The organism is Pseudomonas sp. FSL W5-0203, assembly GCF_001896155.1.
Lineage (GTDB): Bacteria > Pseudomonadota > Gammaproteobacteria > Pseudomonadales > Pseudomonadaceae > Aquipseudomonas > Aquipseudomonas paracarnis.
Genome location: NZ_MPOR01000014.1, coordinates 44,294 through 65,076, shown reverse-complemented (window position 1 = coordinate 65,076; position 20,783 = coordinate 44,294). Strand labels below are relative to the sequence as shown.

Here is a 20,783-nt window from a genome sequence, read left to right as displayed (position 1 = left end):
CAGCTCCCACAGTTGAAATGCAACCCCCTGTGGGAGCTGGCTTGCCTGCGATAGCGATTTCACATTCAACACCTATTCTTCAGGGCACACACATGAAAATCACCCGCCAAGCCTACGCCGACATGTACGGCCCCACCGTCGGTGACAAGGTGCGCCTGGCCGACACCGAACTGTTCGTCGAAGTGGAACAGGACTTCACCGTCTACGGCGAAGAGGTCAAATTCGGCGGCGGCAAGGTGATCCGTGACGGCCAGGGCCAGAGCCAGTTGCTCGCCCATGAAGTGGTCGACACGCTGATCACCAACGCGCTGATCATCGACCACTGGGGCATCGTCAAGGCTGACGTGGGCCTCAAGAACGGCCGCATCCACGCTATCGGCAAGGCTGGCAACCCGGACATCCAGCCCGGTGTGACCATGGCCATCGGCGCCAGCACCGAAGTGATCGCCGGGGAAGGCATGATCCTCACGGCGGGCGGCATCGACTCCCATGTGCACTTTATCTGCCCGCAGCAGATCGAAGAGGCCCTGACCAGCGGCGTCACCACCATGATCGGCGGCGGCACGGGGCCGGCCACCGGCACCAACGCCACCACCTGCACCTCCGGCCCGTGGCACCTTGCGCGGATGCTGCAGGCCAGCGATTCGTTCCCGATGAACATTGGCTTTACCGGCAAGGGCAACGCCAGTTTGCCCGAGCCGCTGATCGAGCAGGTCAAGGCCGGTGCGATCGGCTTGAAGCTGCACGAAGACTGGGGCACCACGCCGGCGAGCATCGACAACTGCCTGAGCGTCGCCGATGCCTACGACGTGCAGGTGGCGATCCACAGTGACACCCTCAATGAGTCGGGCTTTGTCGAAACCACCCTCGCCGCGCTCAAGGGCCGCACCATCCACACCTACCACACCGAAGGTGCCGGTGGCGGCCATGCACCGGACATCATCAAGGCCTGCGGTTTCCCCAATGTGCTGCCCAGCTCCACCAACCCGACGCGGCCGTTCACGCGTAACACCATCGACGAACACCTGGACATGTTGATGGTGTGTCACCACCTGGACCCGAGCATTGCCGAAGACGTGGCCTTCGCCGAAAGCCGCATCCGCCGCGAAACCATCGCCGCCGAAGACATCCTGCACGACCTCGGCGCGTTCTCGATGATCAGCTCCGACAGCCAGGCCATGGGCCGCGTCGGCGAGGTGATCACACGCACCTGGCAGACCGCCGACAAGATGAAAAAACAGCGTGGCCCGCTGCCCGGCGACGGCCCCGGCAACGACAATTTCCGCGCCAAGCGCTACATCGCCAAATACACCATCAACCCGGCGATCACCCACGGCATCAGCCATATCGTCGGCTCCATCGAAGTCGGCAAATGGGCCGACCTGGTGCTGTGGCGCCCGGCTTTTTTCGGCATCAAGCCCACGCTGATCCTCAAGGGCGGCGCCATTGCTTCGAGCCTGATGGGCGACGCCAACGCCTCGATCCCGACGCCGCAGCCGGTGCATTACCGCCCCATGTTCGCCAGCTTCGGCAGCTCCCTGCACGCCACCAGCCTGACGTTTATCAGCCAGGCCGCGCAGGCGGCCGGACTGCCCGAGGCCCTGGGCCTGAAGAAGCAGATCGCGGTGGTCAAGGGTTGCCGCGATGTGCAGAAAACCGACCTGATCCACAACGATTACCTGCCGGATATCGAGGTTGACCCGCAAACCTATCAGGTCAAGGCTGACGGTCAGTTGCTGTGGTGCGAACCGGCCGAGGTGTTACCGATGGCCCAGCGGTACTTCCTGTTCTAGAGGATGGCGCTGATCGCTTGATCGGTCAGTGTCTGGTTCAAGGTGATCAGCTCGGCATTGATGCGGCCAAAGGTGTCATCGTAGTCTTGCTGGGGCATCAGTTGCCCCGGTTCACTTTCCGAAGCCGATCGGCCCAGGCGCCGGGCTGTCTGGCTGATGGTTTGACGCAGGGCCTGCCTCGCTCTCTCGGGGAGGTGGGCAGCGGCGGCCCATTGTGCCTGCGCGGCCTCATAGTCGATCAGGGCGTCGAATTTTTCGGCAATCAGCGCGTAATCAGTTTGATGCGCACGCTGCAGGAAGTCAGTCCACATCGGCTGCTCCAGCAGATTGTCACGCAACTGCGCGCCCTGATCCTGCAGCTGTACGCGCTGGAATGCCGCCTCCACCATCGGCGCCGTGACATAGTCCTCGCGAAACATCATGCTTCTGGATTGCCAGGGCAAGTCCAGCCGGGTGGCCAGCGGCACCGTATACGCCAGATAGATTTCGACTTCGTCGATATCGGCGATCACATTACCGGCGCCATCGTAATGCTCAATGCGCAGGCCCTGGGCATCATACTCGGGAAACCTGGCGCCCTGCTCCTGCAACTCGGCGACGCGAGCATGGGCAATACGCCCCAGCTCATCAAGGCGCCATTTCCTCCTGGCCAGGTTGAACACGGCCCTGCGCACGGCGTCGACATCCTCGCTGAAGTAGGCTGACCAATGCAGCACGGCAACGCCCATCGAATTGAACAACTGCGCCCCGGCGTCCACGCAGGCCGCTGGGTCCCGGGCCATCAGGAACAAGTGTTCGCGTAATTCGGCGTCTTCGCCCATCGCCTCAAGCATGCGCCAGACTTTGGCGGTCAATTCCGGCAACCATACGCCGCCCCTGCCTGTCGAGTCCCCGGAGTGCCTGACGGCACGAAGAAGATTGAAAAAGCCCTCAGAGCCAAACGAGCCTTCAAGCATGTCCCATAACACTTGCCTGGAGGGCCATTCCTGCGCCGAATAACCGGTTTTCCACTGCTCGCTGTCGAGCGCGCCCCTTTTCGGCAATTGGCGATCCGGATCCCGGCCAGCGGCCTCGATGTACCGCTTGAATTGAGCAAGCAGCTCAGGCGTCAGCTCTTCACGGGTGAGGAAGGTTTTCGCCACAATCAGTGCCTTATCCGAGCCCGGCGCGAACTCGGGAATCCGCGCTATCGGGTTCTGCCGCATATCCAGAATGAAATTTTCCGGCCTGGGCACACGGAACACACTGGCAGGCCACTCCTCCAGGCTTGTGTCATTGAGCAGCAAGGTCTGTAAGCGCGGCATGCGCCCAACATCGGGTGGCAAGCCGAGTGGGTTCATGTCCAAAAACAACTCCTTGAGACGCACCCGATCTTTCAAGCGCAGGACGTCTTCAGGCGTCAGGACAATATCGTTGCCGCCCAAATGCAACCGCTGCAAATGCGGCATCTGTTCGATGGCTGACGGCACGCTTGTCAGTTGAGCAGCCTCGATCCCTAATCGACGCAGACCGCGAAAGTTGGCGAGCAGTGGCTGCACATCCGCATCCGTCAGCTGCGAGCCTTCGGATCCCACAATGCCCAAGTAGCTGACATGGTCGAAGTTTGCAGTCAGTGCGGGCAAGGTTCTGAGCTGCTGCGCCAGGTCGTCTTCCAACCATTCGATTTTCTGCCCCAAAAGGCGCCCATTTCGATCGTAGTGCCGTGGGCCGACCTTTCTCCAGGCGTCATCCAGCGCCGTATAAATCTTGCGCCTGGCCCTCAGCACCTGGCGTTGCTGGTCACCGAACGCCTCCATGCCCTGGGGCGGTGTGCTCAACCAGTTGTGCAAGGTGGCCTGCAGGGTCTTGTACTCTTGCTCCAACGCACGCAGCCAGCTCAGGTCCAGCGCGCCGCGCTCGTTGATCAGGGCGAGCATTTCGTCCCGGGTGATTTGCGGGTACAGGCTGCGGATCCGCTCGCGCGTGATTTTTTCCCACTCAGCGCCACCCCGCCCGCTCAATGGATAGCCGCGACGCTCACCCGGCAACACGCTGGGCGGTCGAAAAAAAGGCAGTTTTTCCGGCGACATGCCCAAGGCTTTGCGCAACGGTACTCGGCCTATTGCATGCTGCTTGATCAACCCCTTCAATTGCTCACCCTGGCCGACGTGGGGCACGCCAATCGCGTTGCGATGGGCATCGGTCAACGCATGCTGCAAAGCACCATAGAAACCATTGAGCCCATGCAGGTGCTGGCCGCGCTCATCGAAGGCTTGGTAACGCCCATCCTCCATGCGTGCCAACACCTTGCGACTACTCGCCTCCAGGGGGCCGAAGCTGGCGCGCAATGGGCCTTCAAACCGGCCTTCGCGAACTTCCAGGCGCAAATTGTCCGACCAGCCGGGCAGTGCCGGCAGTGTGTGGAGGGCCAGGGTTTCGGTGTCTGGGCCGGCCAACGCGTCGAGGTACAAGCCTTCATACGCGAGGGTCAGGCGCATTTGCTGCTGCGCCCGGCGCGCCTTTTCAGCGAGGCGCAGGGGAATGCGCTTGGCGCGGTTCATCGTGTCGCGCTCGCTCGGCGTCGCGTCCGCCAGCACTTCGCGCGCCAAAATCGTCGGCACGCCACTGAAGTCGCGCTGGATCAGCATAATCGCGGTGTCGGAGGGTGGCTGCTGCTCGACGTAGATACTCTTCATCAACCGCTCGCGCACCTCGATGGCCCTTTGTTCGAGTTTCAATCTCAGGGCCTCGGTTCTCGCCTCGGGTGTGCGGGCGGTGTAACTGCCCACCAGAGCATCGCGCTGAGGTTCGCTGAGCGCTTCGATAATGCGTATGGGCAACTGGCCGCTCATCAAATCGGCGCGGTGGACCTGCACGGTGTCCGCCCCCGCGGCCTGCTGATTACCGTATTTGATCGACGGTCCGCTCAACTCGGTGCCGGCAAATGCCTCGATCGCCTTGCTCGCTGGCCATCCCGGCAACTCCACCGCCAGGGATGCGGCATAGCTGCACAGTGCGCTGCTGAGCGAGCCCTGGCGAATGCCCTCGGCGACGTTCACCGCATCGCGATACGCCCTGAACTGGCGCAGGGTGTCGAGCAGGATCGCCGGTACCGCCTCGCCTTCCACATGCACGCGGCGCAGCACGTCCTCACTCACAGCCGCCACGCTGCGCGCCTGCTCCAACTCGGCATCGCTGAAGCCCTCCGTCACCGGGCCCAATCGCCGCATCAACGTGGCGCCTTCCCAGGTGTGCGGGCGTTCCACTTCATGGTTCCAGAGGCCAGCGCTGTTGCTCTTCAATATCGGTTGATAGGCCTCGGCACGTGTGGGATGGAGGATGCGGAATTGCTCGGTCAGCGGGTCTTGTTGCACGGCATAGCGTTTGCCCTCCAACGGCAGCACGGTCTGGCCGTTGTGCCGGTGCAGGCCTTGCTCATCCGCCGCCACTGAAGGGAGGGACGCGGTGTGCTCATAGGCCGACAAGTCGGGTTTCCAGAGCCGAGTCTTGCCACTGGGCAGGGTAACGGCCTTGAGCTGCTCGATAAACGGCGACACGGTGAAGTGCACCACGGCTGCCTGTACCGCCAGCGCCGCCAGGTTTTCCACCACGTCGGTGATGTGCGCCCAGCCCGCTTCGCGGTCGCCTTCGCTCAGCTCGATAACACCGTCGATGACTTCGTAAAGTAGTTGCCCGGCCATCGCCACAGCCATCACCACACCCAGCGGCGGCACCGCCATGGCCACCAGGTTCAGGCCGAACAGGCCGATACTCAGGTAATGCGCAGCGCGCAGTGAACGCGAGGCCTCATCGACATCGGAGGTGCTCACCGCACGATGCCGGGCGTTCTCGAACAGCCGCGTACGCAGGCTGCCCAGGCGATAGGTCCACAGGTCTGCAACTTGCCATAGGTCCGTCAGGGTGTGGGCGCGAATGTTGAATTCAGGGGCAGCGGCATGTACGCGCACGTAGGGCTGGGGTTCGCCCAGTGTCGAAGGCGTGGCAAAGGACGGAGAAGTCAGCAAGCGCCCCCACTCCGATCGCAAGGCCTGTGCACCAAACGGCTGGGGAGGTGCGTCCAGCACCAGTTCGGTCAGTCGTTTGTAGTAGTAGGCGCGGTCTTTGTCGGCAACGAACCGGGCAAAAAAATGCTGGTTCGGCGTAGCCTTCCAGCCTTGGGAGCGGTCAGCTTGCTGGGTGGTTTTCGCGCTCAGGCGCTCGGTCAAATCATTGCGAAAGTCATTGAAGCTTTCATAACGCTTGATGGGATGGTCGGGGTCATCGGGAATATAGACGATGACCCAACAGGTGTAGCCAGGCTTGGCGCAAGTGTCGATGACCAGGCAATCGTGCACATGCAGGTTCATCAGGCTCAGGCTGCGATACCCGATGGGCTTGCCGTCGCTGAGGATGTGTTTTTCCCCGGCCGCCACCCGCATCAGCAGCGCGTGGTCGCTGTCGCCAATGTCGCCTTTGAGCAATGCCAGGTACGCCGCCGCCTTGAAGGCGGCTTTCTGATGCCGGACATAACGTTCGCGCAGTTCGGCTTGGGATTTGGCGTCGTCAGGTTTCAATTGCGCCCGCAGGTGAGCCTGGTACTGCTTGCCCAGGTCCAGGTCTCGGCACAGCTGGGTGAACGCATGAATCTTCAGGGTCGTGGTGTGGCGCTCGAAATGATCGCGCACGTCCGGTTGGGTAATGAAACCTGAGGAGCTGTTGAAATAGCCCTCTCGAGTCTCCCGTTGCTCAAAGTTGCCGAGGGCAGCGTGCAGCAGGGAGAACGTTTTGACCCTGAAGCCACCGGTCTTCACGCCAAAGGCATCTTCGACCGGTACATACAGGCGCAACCAGGTTTGATTGACGTCCAGCTCGTGGCCGATAGCCTTTAGCTCGGCTTCCAGCAAGGGTTGGGCAAACGCTTGCTCCGAGCGTATGGGACTGAAGGTTTTCTCCAGTTCGTTGAGCGACTCGCAACGGGCGTCCAGCAACACTTTGAGCTGATCTTTGCGTGCCTGGGAAGCGGCGTCATACCAGCGGGGAATAGCCGGCGGCGTGTCCTTGAGGGCCTTGCGACGGGACGGCGAACTGTTGACCAGGCAAGTGGGGATCGCCTGCTTGATCAGTTCGTAATGCTGGCCCTGCTCACCAGGAGGCGGGGTGGCGGGGTCGATGACCTGAAAGTCCGGCATGGGATGACAACCTTTTCTTGGAAGAGGTTGTCATCCTAGGCACGCCGTTTTTGCGGCTGGCGCTAACTAAATCAATGATCTGTTCAGAACTGCTCGCGCGGATTGAACGCAGCCTTTTGCGCCAGGGCCTCCCACAACGCCTTGACCTCATCATCCGCCGCCTTGGGCATGACAGCCTTGAGCTGGATGAACAGATAACCGCGCTGCCCGGCCTTGTTCAGCAAGCCATGGCCCTTGGCGCGCATGCGCTGGCCGTTCTGGCTGCCGGCGGGCACCTTGAGATTAATCTTGCCGGTCAGCGTGGGCACCGCGACTTCCGTACCCAGCGCCAACTCCCACGGCGCCAGCGGCAGGTTGATGATCAGGTTTTCACCATCCACCTCGAACTTGGCGTGTGGTGCAAACTTGATGATCAGGTACAAGTCGCCATTGGCCCCACCACCAATGCCAGGCGCACCCTGGGCCTTGAGGCGAATGCGCTCGCCATCGGCCACACCGGCCGGGATCTTCACGTTCAGGCTCTTGACGGTATTGCTGACGTGCCGGCCGGAGGCATCGTACTGGGGCACCTGGAAGCTGATCTGCTTGGACTCGGTCGACAGGGTTTCTTCCAGCGACACCGTCAACTGCATCTCCACATCCTGGCCCTTGCGCCCGGCGGGACGGCGCTGGCCGCCACCGAAAGCGTCACCGCGCGAGCCGAAGATCGAACTGAAGAAATCCGAGAAGTCGCCCGCGTCCTGGCCACCGCCAAAGCCGCCACGGCTCTGCCAGCCCGGAGGGCCCTGGAACGGCTGGCCATGCTGGCCGTATTTACGCAGCTCGTCGTACTCGGCGCGCTTGTCAGCACTTTTCAGTGCCTCATAGGCTTCGGACGCGTCCTTGAACTTGGCTTCGGCATCCTTTTCCTTGCTCACGTCCGGGTGATATTTACGCGCCAGCTTGCGGTAAGCCGACTTGATCTCCTTGTCGTCAGCCGTTGGCTCGACACCGAGAATCTTGTAATAGTCTTTGAAATCCATGGGGGCATCACCATCCGTTATCGATATCGCGCAGCCCGCCACACGGCACGCCATGGCTGGCAGCCTGGGAATTGATGTCAGGGCGCGTCATAAGTTAAATGGCGATACACGGCATCAATGCAATGGCTGTGTACCGCCTGGATATGCCCACAAGATTGGGGCAAAACATGGACTTTCAAGATAGGACGCGTCTATTTACGACGACAGACGCGTTACCCGCAACGCAAGAATCAGGCAAATCGGCCTCTTATCATGTCTTCGGTGTACTGGTAGTCCAAACGCAACTCGGTGCCAGCGGCGATATCTTCGGTAGCGAAAATGGCATTGAGTAAAAATGGCTTGCGCTTGATCTGCGCGTCAGGCCCCACGCCCAGCCACATGTCGGCCTCGACGTCGAAAGCCACGGTCTCAACGTTGTAGCCTCCCAACGCCTGGCGCAGGGGTGTGCCGTTGGCGTCGTACTCAAAGTGGGTGTTGATTCGCGACAGGATGTTGTCACCCGACAAGTGAATCGGTTCTTCCACCAGCGTGTTCCCGTGGGCAACCCTCTGGCTGCCCACCTTCATGGTATAGGTCTGTTCGCCAGGCCCGAAGATACCGAACGGCAGCACGGTACCGCCGTACACACCGACGATTTCGCCTTTGGCGATTCGGCGGTTGGCCACCACCATCGACTGGCCGATCAACGCTTTCTCGCCCGGCACTTTCACGTCTTGTTCGGTGAACGTGCGCAGTTGCAGTTGCGCTTCATAGCGCGCGCCGACCTGTTCATATCCCTCGAACTGGATGTAAGGCTTGATCTGCGCCGAGGTGTAGTGGGCGCCCGAGTCCTGGGTCACCTGCTTCTCCAGCGACCTGATTCGAATAGGCCGTCCCTGATAATCCCTCAGCGGATACTTGCCGTTGTTGGCACGGACGTAGCTGCCGGCCGGATTGGGATTGGCCGTGAAATGGATTTCACGGCGCATATAGCTGAGTTCGCCCGCCGTGTATGGCCGCACCGGCATGGACTCCGAGGCCTCCACAAATTCATCGTCCGAACCTTGCGGTACCATCCCGCCCCTCAGGCCCCGGCGCTTCCAGACCCCGGTGATATCAGGCTTGGCAATCACACCGCTGCTGGTCAACAGCAACGGATTGTCCACCGCCTGTACCCACAGCACGTAGTACTCACCGTCGCCCGCGTCGGGCATGCTCGCGACAAAATATTGCTTGCCATTGAATTCAATGGCTTGCGCCTGGGAAAGTTGCAGGTTCACGGAGGTGCTTTCCACCAGCGCCTCAAGCGTTGCCGTGGGTACCAACGCCTGCGCCACTTCATCGCGGGTCAAGGTTTCAATCAACTGCGCTTCTTCAATCGCAAACTGTGCCTGCAACTCCTCGGCCTTGGCATCGTAGGCTGCGCGCGATAACGTCCCAGCCTCGAAATCACGCCGCAAAATATCCATTTTTTGGTGATGGGGCTCGTTCTGTACTTCAAACCGTGCGCGGTATTTGTTCGCCACATAATCTTTCCAGAAGTCTCTTGAAAGCACGGCCTGAAACTCCTGTGCGGAGTTATCCAGGCTGATGACTCGCTGATAGGCATCATTAAGCATCTCCAAGGAGACATTACCCAGACGGGCGAACCGTGGCTGTTGCGGCTGGCCCGGCAACTCAAGGCGATCCTTCAGGCCATGACGATACGCCAGCCGAATCTCCACCTCTTCCAAGCGGCTGAACTCCACCTCGCGCTGAGCGGAGGTCAAGTCGTCGCGCTTGCGGATCGCAGTTCTACGCTGATCGATATCTTGCAGTGCGATCTTCTCCAGCTCCTCCAGGCGCAACAGCCCCCTGGACAGTTTCAGCAGCGCCGCTCCCTGGGACGCGTCCAGTGCGAGGGTCCTGGCGTTGTGGGTCATCAGCAGGATCTCAAGGTTGCTGAAGGTCAGGGCCGCGCGATCACAACAGGCCGCCCGGCCCGCCCATTCAAACATTTCCTTGCGCAACTGCTCGGACTCGGCACTGTTTTGCGTGATGCTATCGATCACGTCCCACACGCGCCGCTGCAAGTCTGCATGGCCTGCTGGTGCGACTTCCAGGTCACGCAGCACTTCGAAGAAACCTTGCGCACCGGGCAGGGCCTGCAGGGCGGACCATTGAAGTCTGCGCTGCGCAACCTGTTGCGTGGAGAACCCGGTGGACCAGCGCCGGAACGGAGCATCAGTGGCAGCCAACACCACAGGACGATCAGCCACCCGCATGACGCTGGCGACCAGCCTGTTAGTGGCTCGTTCTCCCGCACTTAGCCGGTTGCCGTAAGCGACTATGCGTTGTCGCGTCTCGACCGACAACGGGTTCAAATCCAGATCGGTCACACGGGTGACGCGCAGGGTCTGTGCCAGTTGCTCGTCCGGCGGGGCTATCAGCGAATCGGGCAATGTGGAAATATTGTTACCTCTGAGGTACACCGCATCCAGGCTTGGTTGGCCACCCAAGCCCGTCGGCCAGCTATCAATGCCGGTTGCCCCCATGCCCAATGAACGCAGATCCGACATTTGACTGAAATCCGGCGTGATACCCAGTGGGTTTGAATTGAGCAGCAACGCCCTGAGCGTGGTGCGTGACGACAGCATCGCTGCAGAATCGGGGGTCAGGCGTATCCGGTTGTTTTGCAGGGACAGCCGGGTCAAGCCCTGCATCTGCCCCAGCGCCGGTGGCAATTCGCGCAACCGGTTACTCGACAGGTCCAGCCAGCGCACGCCTCGAAAGCCAGAGAGAAAACCTTCAGGCGACGTATTGAGGTTCATGTTGCTCAATTTGAGTGAACCGACATGGCTGAAATCCGCATCCAGATCAGGCAGGCTCGGCAGGTTCAGGCCACTGAGGTCCAGCTCCAGACCGAAGGGGTCACCCGCGTGGGTGAGTTGCTGCGGGGTTTCCCTGCGCCAGCAACTCAAGATACGTTGCTGGGCCGTTGCGCGATCACTCAGTGCCGCCACCTCGGTGGAACGTTGCCCAACCCGCACATAGCGCTGGCGCTCACCGCCGCCGGAGAACCGCCAGCCCTCCAACTGACGCAGCAGCGTGTCAAATGCCTGCTCACGCGACGCCAGCTCTGCCTCGGCGGCCTCGCCCAACGCCCAAATCATCCCCCTGGAAAACTGCACGCTGTTGTTCGGGTATAATTTCTGCATAACCCGAAGCCTTGGATTCGCGCTGTCGAAGGCGTCCTCAAGGGCGCCTCGCAGGAGCCGCGGATGGTTCTGCGTCAGGTTCTTCCAATACTGGTCGAACTTCTGCCAATAGTCGGCCGCAAAGGGGTTGCCATGCACGATGGTGACGTTATTCGTGCGCACGACCGCTTCGAGCTGATCCGCCGGCGGCGTCAAGTGTTGCGCGGGGACCTCCTGCAGTCGGTTATTCGACAGGTCGACACGCTTTAATCCGGTCAGGCTGGTTAATCCAGAAGGCCACCGGTCAATCTGCGTACCGCGCAAGTTCAACTCCGTGAGGTTTGGCATACCACTGAAGTCGGGCAATGTACCTAACGGGTTATGCATCAGGTCCAGGTTTTCAAGCGCGCTGAGCCGGCTTAACAAGTGCGCACTGTGCGGTGTCAATCGAAGCCCGCTGAAGGTGATGCTCAACGAAGTCAGATTTTTCATTTCCCCGATCACAGGCGGAAATTCGGCAACGTCGCCATTGAAGATCTTCAAACCCTCCAGATGCCTGAAGTTGTCGAGAAACTTGCCCGCGTTGCTCGACCAACTGATGTCGGACAGCTCAAGGTGTTGCACATGACTGAAATCTGCACTCACTGGCGGCAAATCAAACCGTTCCCCCCTGCCGTAATGCAGCTTCAGTGACGCCCCGGTTTCCCGCCGCCAGCAACGCACGACTTGATTGACCAGCTCTGTCTGAACGCTGTAGGCATTCATGGCTTGCGGCCCTTGGGCGCGCCACCACACCTTCAAGGTTTTTTTCAGTGCCCGAAACTCTTCCTCCCGCCGCGCTAGTCCCCCAGTCACGTCATCACCCAAGGATTGGATAAACGCGGTGATTTGCTCCTCGTTGAAGCTGGGAAACAACTGCCGTACACGCCCTCTGTCCGTGCGCAACGCGTTGCCAATTTTCCTGAACAGACGAAACCCCGGCCCGCCACCCAACAGACGAACCATCGGGTCATACTCCGGTTTGCGCAGTGGGTTGGCCTCCAGCACCGTAAGCAGCTCCGTGCGTGGTAAAGGGCTGCGCTGAATCGCCTGCTTGAGCTCAGCGGCGCTGCCCAGGCCCAGGCGCTGACGCTCGTCGAGCGCCAGTTGCTCCCAGATGGCACTATAGAAATCGCCGGGCATGGAAGCCTGGAATTCGCCGCTCTCCAGCAGCACCAAGGTTCGCTTGTGCGGGAAATCGGGTGAGCCGATGGCATCGAGCACCCTGCCCTCAGGGGAATACTGGCGTAACTCCAGCCGCGAACCTCGGTGCCATCCTGGCAACGTTTCCAGGGTGCGCACGGCCAAGCGATGGCTGTCGAGTCCGGTCTGAGTGTCCAGGTGCAGGCCCTCGTAGGCACGCGCCACACGGGTTTGCTGGGCACACCATTTCGCTTGCTCGGCCAATCGCTCAGGCAAGCGACCGCTGCTGCGCAAGGCCTCCAGTTCGTTTGCCGCAGCCCCTTGCAACAGCCGCTCGGCCGCCAGGGTCGGCAAGGCCGGGAATGCGTCCAGCACACGTTGTACATCCGCATCGGGCGCGGGGTTCAGCGCTCGGTAGCGTTCTTCCAGCAACGGCCCCTTGAGACTCTGCACGGCATCGCCGAGGTACTGGCGCAGTTGGCCGCAGCGAACGTCCAGGGATTGATCGGGGCTACCCGGCAACTCCTTGAGCTGCGGGTCGACACCCTGCAAGGTGTACAGCAACTCCCTGAGCAAGCGGCCCCGAGCCACGGTGCTTTCGGTCAGCACTATCACACGCTTGCGCACTGAAGTTGGCGCATCGGCGGTTTCCCACAGCACATCGCCGGTGGGGCCAATGACTTTAAGCGGTACGTTATCGGGCAGCAAACCGCGGCGCTGGAGCATGTCAAATTGCAGCACAGGATCGGCTTTCTGGTACACCAGCGGGTCGCTGCTTTTGATTTGCTCGACAAAGGTGCTGAGTTGCCGGTGCAGTTCGAGGCGCTTGATGGTGTCGTCCAGCAAGAGCGGCAGCGGCTCATGATCGACCATGGTCTGGCGCAACGCATCGGTCTCGACGCCGCTGATACGTAGCGGTTCGGACTGTCCGACGAGGCCCAGGCGCTTGTGCAGCGTGGGCTCGTCCCACGTCAGCGGTTGCTCCAGTTCATGGCTCCAGACCCCGTTATGGTTGTGCTCCAGTTCCGGCGCATAGGCATTGGGACGGCTCGGATGCTGGATGCGGTATTGACCTGTGTGTGGGTCTTGCTTGACCTGATAATGGGAGTCGTCGAACGGCACCAACTGTTGGCCTTCGTGCTCGTACAGGCCCAACGCATCGGGCTTGGCCTCGGGCAAGGGTTTGAGTGGCGATGCATAGGGCGCAAGATCAGGGTTCCACAGCACCTGCTTGCCTGTTGGCAGCGTCACCGGTTTGAGATGATCCACCGCACTCTGCCATTTGACGGCAGGCAACACCTTGGAACCGGCGGCGATGAAGGCAACGTTCAGCGCCACGGAAGCGAAATGCGCCCACATCTGGCGCGGCTCGCCCTGTTCGTAGGCCTCAATGCCCTCGAACACTTCGTAGCACATTTGCGAAGCACCCACCGCGAGCATGATCGGCCCCAGCCCCGGCACTACAAAAGCGGCCAGGTTGAACACGCTGACAGCCGCGTCGAAAAAGCTCTCCAAACGTTCGAGCCGAGCTTTGCGGTCTTCATCTTCAGTGGGCACGGCCACGGCACGTGCATCACTCAAAATCTTGCTGATATGTGCTTGGCGACTGCGCTGCCACAGGTCACCGGCAACGACCCAGTCTTGCATCGGCAACCGCGCTAACGGTGTGCGCAGCGGATAGTCTGCCCCGCCATTTCCGTTGTTGGCAGGCTGGTACAACCAATTGAACCGGGCGAAAAAACCGCCTTGGTCGCGCACCGGCACAAAGCGGCTGAAAAAGCGTCGATACGATGCGCTGTGCAGGCGTGTGCGCAAGTCAGCCATGAACTCGCTACTTGACGCATATTCCTTGACGGGCTGCTGGGGGTCACCGGGGATGTACACCACCAGCGGCTCGGAGCGGCTCGTATTTTGACGATCGGGCCCGATCAAAAGCGGCCCTACCAACACGCTATCGAATACTTTAAGTGCGGCATAAGTCACCGGTTTCCCACCAAGCCTGGGGATATCAGAACCGGTCACCACCTGCTTGAGCATTCGATAGGCATCGGCACTCAGCGCTCCGTTCAACTGCAGCCTGGCAATCTCGATGCACACTGCAAGCTGCTGGCGCTGGTGCTCCTCGAGTAGCTGCTGCAGTGCCTGGCGCTCGCCGGCGTCTGCAGGTTCAACCACCGCCTTGATATGCGCCTGGTACAGCGCGCCCAGGTCCAGAGTGCGGCAGAGCTTGGCGAACGCGTGGGGGGCGATTGCTACAGCTTGGGCATTGACCGCCGCGAAGCTCGCAATGATGTTGGGGTTTTGCGGGTTGAAGGTGGTGATCAGTTGGCAATCGGTGCACGCGCTGGGCTGTTCTTCATCGGCCTCGAAATTGGCCAGGGCGGCTTCCAGCAATGAAATGCCGCGGTATGTGTAGGTCAGCGATGCGTCATTTTGTTGTTCGAAAACAAAGGCACCGTAGAAGTCATCGCGAGCGCCTTTGGAGCCATACTTGCGCACGAAGAACACATTGCGTACATCCAGCTCCAGATTGAACTCCTTTTTGATCGCATCTTTCAGCGGTTGCTCGGCGAATGTCAGGACGTCTTCAATCTGGCCCAGGTGCGCCTCAATCGAATTAAGCGTTTCACGAAAGCGCGAATGCTGCGCCGCCAGGGTGGTTTTGTCCGTGTGGGTGGCGGCCAGGTACCAGGCAGGAATATCCATCTCGTGCTTGCCCAGTTCTTCCTGGCGTTGCGGCGTACCTTCCTTGAACCAGTTCGGCACGCGTTGTTTGAGAAAGTCGTAATGCACGCCGCGCAGGTCGGCATTGAAGGTTGCATCAGGCATAGCAGTTCGTCCGTGAGGGCAGTAAAACCGCAGCCTAACCAAGCCCCCGCCGGTTCAAGACGTAGCTATGTAGCGCGATTACGCACTGATTTACGGATCACCGGTCTACGCATCCGCTCGCGAGTGACATACACTGCGCGGCCGTTTTTTGACCGGAACCTGTTAGACATGAAAAACGAATCTCCAGCCCGTGCCTGCGGCATTGACTTCGGCACGTCCAACTCCACCGTCGGCTGGATCCGCCCCGGCGAGGAGACGCTGATCGCGCTGGAGGACGGAAAAATCACCCTGCCGTCAGTGGTCTTCTTCAACTTCGAGGAGCGCCGCCCGGTGTACGGTCGCCTGGCGCTGCACGAATACCTGGAGAACTACGAAGGCCGCCTGATGCGCTCGCTCAAGAGCCTGCTGGGTTCCAAGCTGATCAAACACGACACCAGCGTGCTCGGCACTGCCATGCCCTTCACCGACCTGCTGGCACTGTTTATCGGCCAGCTCAAGAGCCGCGCCGAAGCCAACGCCGGTCGTGAATTCGAAGAAGTGGTACTGGGCCGCCCGGTATTCTTCGTCGATGACGACCCGATGGCCGACCAGGAAGCGGAAAACACCCTGGTGGATGTGGCGCGCAAGATCGGCTTCAAGGACATCTCGTTCCAGTACGAACCGATTGCAGCGGCGTTCGACTACGAGTCCACCATCGAGAAAGAAGAGCTGGTGTTGATCGTCGATATCGGCGGTGGTACCTCCGACTTCTCCCTGGTGCGCCTGTCGCCGGATCGTCGTCACAACGACAACCGCCAGAGCGACATCCTCGCCACCGGCGGCGTGCACATCGGCGGCACCGACTTCGACAAACAACTCTCGCTGGCTGGCATGATGCCGCTGTTCGGCTACGGCAGCCGCATGAAGAGCGGCGCCTACATGCCCACCAGCCACCACATGAACCTGGCGACCTGGCACACCATCAACTCGGTGTACTCGCAAAAATCCCAGCTGGCCCTGGGCAGCATGCGCTACGACATCGAAGACACCGGCGGCATCGACCGCCTGTTCAAGCTGATCGAACAGCGTGCTGGGCACTGGCTTGCCATGGAAGTGGAAGAAACCAAGATCCAGCTCACCCATCAAGACCGCCGCCACGTGCCGCTGGACCGCATCGAAGCGGGCCTGAGCGTAGACCTGAGCCGCGCGCTGTTCGAATCGTCCATCGACAACCTGCTCGAACGCGTGCGCGGCAGTGTCACGCAGTTGCTCAATGACGCCTCGGTGAGCGTGGCCCAGGTGGATACGGTGTTCTTTACCGGTGGTTCCAGCGGCATTCCGGCACTGCGCCACAGCATCTCGGCAATGCTGCCGAATGCGCGGCATGTGGAAGGTAATATCTTCGGCAGCATTGGCAGTGGTTTGGCGATTGAGGCGAGCAAGCGTTACGGCAGCTGAGTTTTAGCTGAAACCGTGGCGCGCCCTTCGCGAGCAAGCCCACATAGTTGGATCGTTGGGGTTTCAGGTAGATAGGCTTCGGCTGGCAGGCCGTCATCGCAGGCAAGCCAGCTCCCACAGGTGATCGCATTTCAATGTGGGAGCGGGCTTGCTCGCGATGGCGTCAGCCCAGGCGGCACAAGGCTTAAACCATCCCACCCAGCTTCAGCTCGCTTTTCAGATAGGCATAGTAAATCGGCCCCGCCACCACCCCCGGCAGGCCGAACGCTGCCTCAAACACCAGCATCGCCAACAGCAATTCCCATGACTTGGCACTGATCTGCCCGCCGACGATTCGCGCGTTGAGGAAGTACTCGACCTTGTGGATCACGATCAAATACCCCAGCGCCGCCACCGCCACCCAGATCGACAGCGACAGCGCCACGATGGTGATCAGGGTGTTGGAGATCAGGTTGCCGATCACAGGCAGCAGACCGAGCAGGAAGGTCAGCACGATCAGGGTCTTGGTCAACGGCAGGTGAATGCCACACAACGGCAGCACCACTGCCAGGAACACCGCGGTGAAGGCGGTGTTGAGCGCGGCGATCTTGATCTGGGCGAAGACGATGTTGCGAAACGCCTGGACCAACAGGTGCAGGCGGTCGAACAGCGCGGCGGCCAGGGGTTTGCGCTTGGTCAAGTCGGGCACGCGCTGCAAGGCGATGATCGCACCCAGCACCATGCCGATCAGCAAGGTGACGAACATGTGGGCCGCGTCTTTGCCAACCAGTTGCAGTTCGCTCAGGTGCTTGCTTAGCCAATCACCGATGGCCACGCGAAACTCCGCCGCGCTGGCGGGCAAATAGGCGTCGATGGACGGCGGCAATTGCCCGCGCGCGCGGTCGACCACGCCCATGAATTTGTCCAGGGAAGCCCCGGGGTTTTCCGCTTCGTGGAGCAGGAAGCTGATGGCGCCGGCGAAGATCAAGGCCAACACGCTGACGATCAAGGTGCCCAGCAAGGCCACCGCCAGCCAGCGCGCGCGCCGGCCTTCGATCAGGCGTTGCAGTTGAGGGGTGAGCATGTTGACCAGTTCATAGACCAACAGGCCGGCCAGCAGGCTGGGTAGCAATTTCAGCGGCAGTACCAGCAGCAACCCGCCGAAAATGATGATGTAGCTGGACAGCAACAACACATGACGCTGAGAAAACGTTGGCATACAGCCTCAAAACAAACGGCGTTGAAGGATGGGCAGTCTGCCAGCCTTGGAAGAATCAAGCGAGAGCGGGTGTTGTGAATACGATCAAGTGTGGGGGCTGGCTTGCCTGCGATGCGGGCACCTCGGTGTATCCGTCATACCGAGGCAGGCAAGCCAGCTCCCACAGGGGTTCTGCAGCATTCGTGAGCTCGCGATCAGCCCTTGAGGCAGGTGCTCATGAATGTCTTGCGCGCATCACCGGTCAACGCCTTGGTTTTCGCCGACGCATTGCAGTCTTTCATCTTCTGCTGCTGCGGGGTCAGGGTCTTGGCGTCGTTGGCGGCAGGTGCCGACAGGCAGGTCTTCATGAAGGCCTTACGGTCATCGCCCTTGAGCGTCTTGGTGGTGGCCTCGGCATTGCAGGTGGTCATTTTGTTTTGCTGGGCAGTGGCGGCAAAACCCTGGGCACACATCAGCAGGCCCATCATCAACAACGGAATACGCAGCATCTTCATGGAGTTTTCTCCCTGTTACCGTGCCGACGGGCACGGCCTACAGCGCAGTGTAGTCAAAACCTGTTACAACTTCACCGGCCACGAATGTTCGCCCGCCGATATTGCTCCGGCGTGCAGCCGGCGTGGCGTTGGAACATGGCGATAAACGCTGAGGCGGTGCTGTAGCCCAGATCAAACGCCACGTGTTGCACGCTGCGGTCGCTGTCCAGCGCTTCGATGGCCGCCAGGTAGCGCAAGCGCTGGCGCCATTCGCCGAAGCTCATGCCCAGCTCGCGCACAAACTGGCGCGCCAGGGTGCGCTCGCTCACATGCACCTGCTCGGCCCATTGCGCCAGAGGGCGGTTGTCTCCCGGTTCTGCCTGCATGCCCTCCAAGACCCCAAGCAATCCCGGGTGGCGGGCGTAGGGCAGGAAGCAGTCGTGGACCGGCGCCTGCCTGAGCTGGTCCACCAGCACCTGGGCCAGGCGGATATCGGCATCGGTGCGCGGTGCATTGACATCGCGCAGGGCGAAATCCTTGAGGATCGCCTTGAGAATGTCGCTGATCGCCAGGGTGCAAGGCTGCTGCGGCAACTGCTCGCACAGCTGCGGCGCCAGCCCTACGGAGTGGTAGACAATCGCCTCGGCATTGTAGGAACTGTGCTCGGTAAGCGGCGGCACCCACACGGCGTATTGCGGTGGCGACATGAAGCGATTGCCCGCCACTTCCATGCGCATCACACCGCTGGCCGAGTAATCCAGCGAGCCCCATGTGTGCTGGTGGGGGGTGCATTCGGTGTCCGGGGCAAAATCGGAATACCGAAAGTACACCGGGCTGGGCAGGCGGGCGAAATCGGGCAGGCGTACGGTGTGTCGGGACATATTGTCTGGATTCAACGCTCAGTTGTCTGGATCGCAGTATAGGCTTCGATCCAGACAGAGGATAATCCTGCCTCGTCAACACACTGGGTTTCTTTTCAATGCAATACGCGTATCCGCTGCTGGCTATCTTTATCTGGGCCGGCAACACCGTGGTCAACAAATTGGCCGTGGGCTCGATCTTCCCGGCTGAAATCGGCTTTTACCGCTGGCTGTTCGCTGCGTTGCTGTTCACGCCGTTCATGCTCAAACCGGTGGTCGCCCACTGGCCGCAGATCCGTCCCAACCTGGGCAAGATCTTTATCCTCGGCGTGCTCGGCATGGCGGTGTATCAGAGCCTGGCCTATTACGCCGCGACGCTGACCAGCGCCACCAATATGGGCATCATCCTGTCTCTGATGCCGTTGATGGCGCTGACCGCCGCGATCATCAGCCTTGGCCAACGCCTGACCTTCGGTGCGCTGACCGGCGCGGTGCTGTCGTTCGCAGGCGTGGTCGTGGTGGTGTCGGCCGGCAGCCTGGGCGCGTTGCTGCAACATGGGGTCAACCTGGGCGACGGCATGATGCTGGTGGCAACATTGGCTTATGCGGTCTACAGCACCCTGCTGAAAAAATGGCAGCTGCGCCTGCCGCCGTTGGTGCTGCTGTATTTGCAGGTGCTGGTCGCGGTGATGGTGCTGCTGCCGCTGTATCTGTTCTCGGCCAAGGCCGGTTTGGGCTGGGCGAATATTCCGCTGGTGCTATATGCCTGCCTGCTGGCTTCGATGCTGGCACCGCTGGCGTGGATGCACTCGGTCAAGACCCTGGGGCCCAGCCGTACCACGTTGTTCTTCAACCTGCTGCCGCTGATTACCGCGCTGATTGCGGCGGTGGTGCTGAAGGAAGAGTTGGCGCGGTATCACCTGGTGGGTGGCTTGCTGACCCTGGGTGGAGTGATCCTGTCGGAGCGCTGGACCACACCGGTCAGACGCCCTCAGGACACATCCTGTTAAATCCGATAAAACTTTTCGCCTGGCCCGGGACTCACAACCAATAGCGATCACGCCGGCAGAGCGTGGCGTACAACCGGATTAGCCCCAGGAGATTGAAATGACTCAAGCACAACTGACTGACGTTGCGACCCTGCGCAGCCGCGCCCGCCAGAACGTCGAAAACGGTGCCGTGACCGAAGGCTACGACGCCGACCGTCAGGAAATCATCCGACTGCTCAACGAGTCGCTGGCCACTGAACTGGTCTGCGTGTTGCGCTACAAGCGTCACTACTTCATGGCCAACGGCCTCAAGGCCAGCGTGGCTGCCGATGAGTTCCTGGAACATGCGACCCAGGAAGCCGAGCACGCTGACAAACTGGCCGAGCGTATCGTGCAACTGGGCGGCGAGCCGGAGTTCAACCCCGACCTGCTGTCGAAAAACTCCCATGCGCAATACGTGGCGGGTAACACCTTGAAGGAAATGGTCTACGAAGACCTGGTGGCCGAGCGGATCGCAGTAGACAGCTACCGCGAGATCATCCAGTACATCGGTGACAAAGACCCGACTACCCGCCGCATCTTCGAAGACATCCTGGCTCAGGAAGAAGAACACGCGGACGATATGGCGGATATTCTGCAGGATCTGTAATAACTAACACCGCAACATCCCCCTGTGG

General features: G+C 60.7%; 10 protein-coding genes. 4 read left to right on the top strand and 6 right to left on the bottom strand.

What is annotated here, in order from left to right; genetic code table 11:
- The first annotated feature begins 92 nt into the window (after nt 1-92).
- Nucleotides 93-1,793 carry an urease subunit alpha gene (ureC, locus tag BOP96_RS14785; protein WP_020301612.1) on the top strand — a complete coding sequence of 567 codons (1,701 nt, stop codon included), beginning with the start codon at nt 93-95 and terminating at the stop codon, nt 1,791-1,793.
- Here ureC and BOP96_RS14780 read toward each other — a convergent pair.
- The 3 genes from BOP96_RS14780 to BOP96_RS14770 form a co-directional block, all read right to left on the bottom strand.
- On the bottom strand, nt 1,790-6,961 hold the full coding sequence (locus BOP96_RS14780; protein ID WP_073453164.1) for a dermonecrotic toxin domain-containing protein: 5,172 nt from the start codon (nt 6,959-6,961) through the stop codon (nt 1,790-1,792). The two genes, ureC and BOP96_RS14780, sit on opposite strands and share 4 nt — an antisense overlap.
- Before the next feature lie 83 nt (nt 6,962-7,044).
- Nucleotides 7,045-7,983: a DnaJ C-terminal domain-containing protein gene (locus BOP96_RS14775; protein ID WP_014716703.1), complete on the bottom strand. Its 939-nt coding sequence runs from the start codon at nt 7,981-7,983 to the stop codon at nt 7,045-7,047.
- Between the two features lie 230 nt (nt 7,984-8,213).
- Nucleotides 8,214-15,149 carry a dermonecrotic toxin domain-containing protein gene (locus BOP96_RS14770; protein ID WP_073453162.1) on the bottom strand — a complete coding sequence of 2,312 codons (6,936 nt, stop codon included), beginning with the start codon at nt 15,147-15,149 and terminating at the stop codon, nt 8,214-8,216.
- 168 nt (nt 15,150-15,317) lie between these two features.
- Between BOP96_RS14770 and BOP96_RS14765 the strand changes: the two genes are divergently transcribed.
- Entirely contained in the window at nt 15,318-16,586 is a 1,269-nt protein-coding gene (locus BOP96_RS14765; RefSeq protein ID WP_038448682.1) for an Hsp70 family protein, read from the top strand.
- A 184-nt stretch (nt 16,587-16,770) separates the two neighbouring features.
- Here BOP96_RS14765 and BOP96_RS14760 read toward each other — a convergent pair whose 3' ends face one another.
- The 3 genes from BOP96_RS14760 to BOP96_RS14750 form a co-directional block, all read right to left on the bottom strand.
- Entirely contained in the window at nt 16,771-17,784 is a 1,014-nt protein-coding gene (locus BOP96_RS14760) for an AI-2E family transporter (RefSeq protein ID WP_003188124.1), read from the bottom strand.
- A 194-nt stretch (nt 17,785-17,978) separates the two neighbouring features.
- Nucleotides 17,979-18,278 (bottom strand): PsiF family protein, encoded by a 300-nt coding sequence (locus tag BOP96_RS14755; protein ID WP_014716700.1) that lies wholly within the window; start codon nt 18,276-18,278, stop codon nt 17,979-17,981.
- Nucleotides 18,279-18,349: 71 nt separating this feature from the next.
- On the bottom strand, nt 18,350-19,138 hold the full coding sequence (locus BOP96_RS14750; RefSeq protein ID WP_003188122.1) for an AraC family transcriptional regulator: 789 nt from the start codon (nt 19,136-19,138) through the stop codon (nt 18,350-18,352).
- Nucleotides 19,139-19,236: 98 nt separating this feature from the next.
- Here BOP96_RS14750 and BOP96_RS14745 point away from each other — a divergent pair, with 98 nt between their 5' ends.
- Together BOP96_RS14745 and BOP96_RS14740 are read left to right on the top strand one after the other, a co-directional pair.
- The gene (locus tag BOP96_RS14745) at nt 19,237-20,127 is read left to right on the top strand and encodes a DMT family transporter (RefSeq protein ID WP_014716699.1); all 891 of its coding nucleotides are present in this window, start codon (nt 19,237-19,239) and stop codon (nt 20,125-20,127) included.
- A gap of 97 nt (nt 20,128-20,224) precedes the next feature.
- Nucleotides 20,225-20,755: a ferritin-like domain-containing protein gene (locus BOP96_RS14740; RefSeq protein ID WP_014716698.1), complete on the top strand. Its 531-nt coding sequence runs from the start codon at nt 20,225-20,227 to the stop codon at nt 20,753-20,755.
- Nucleotides 20,756-20,783 lie beyond the last annotated feature (28 nt).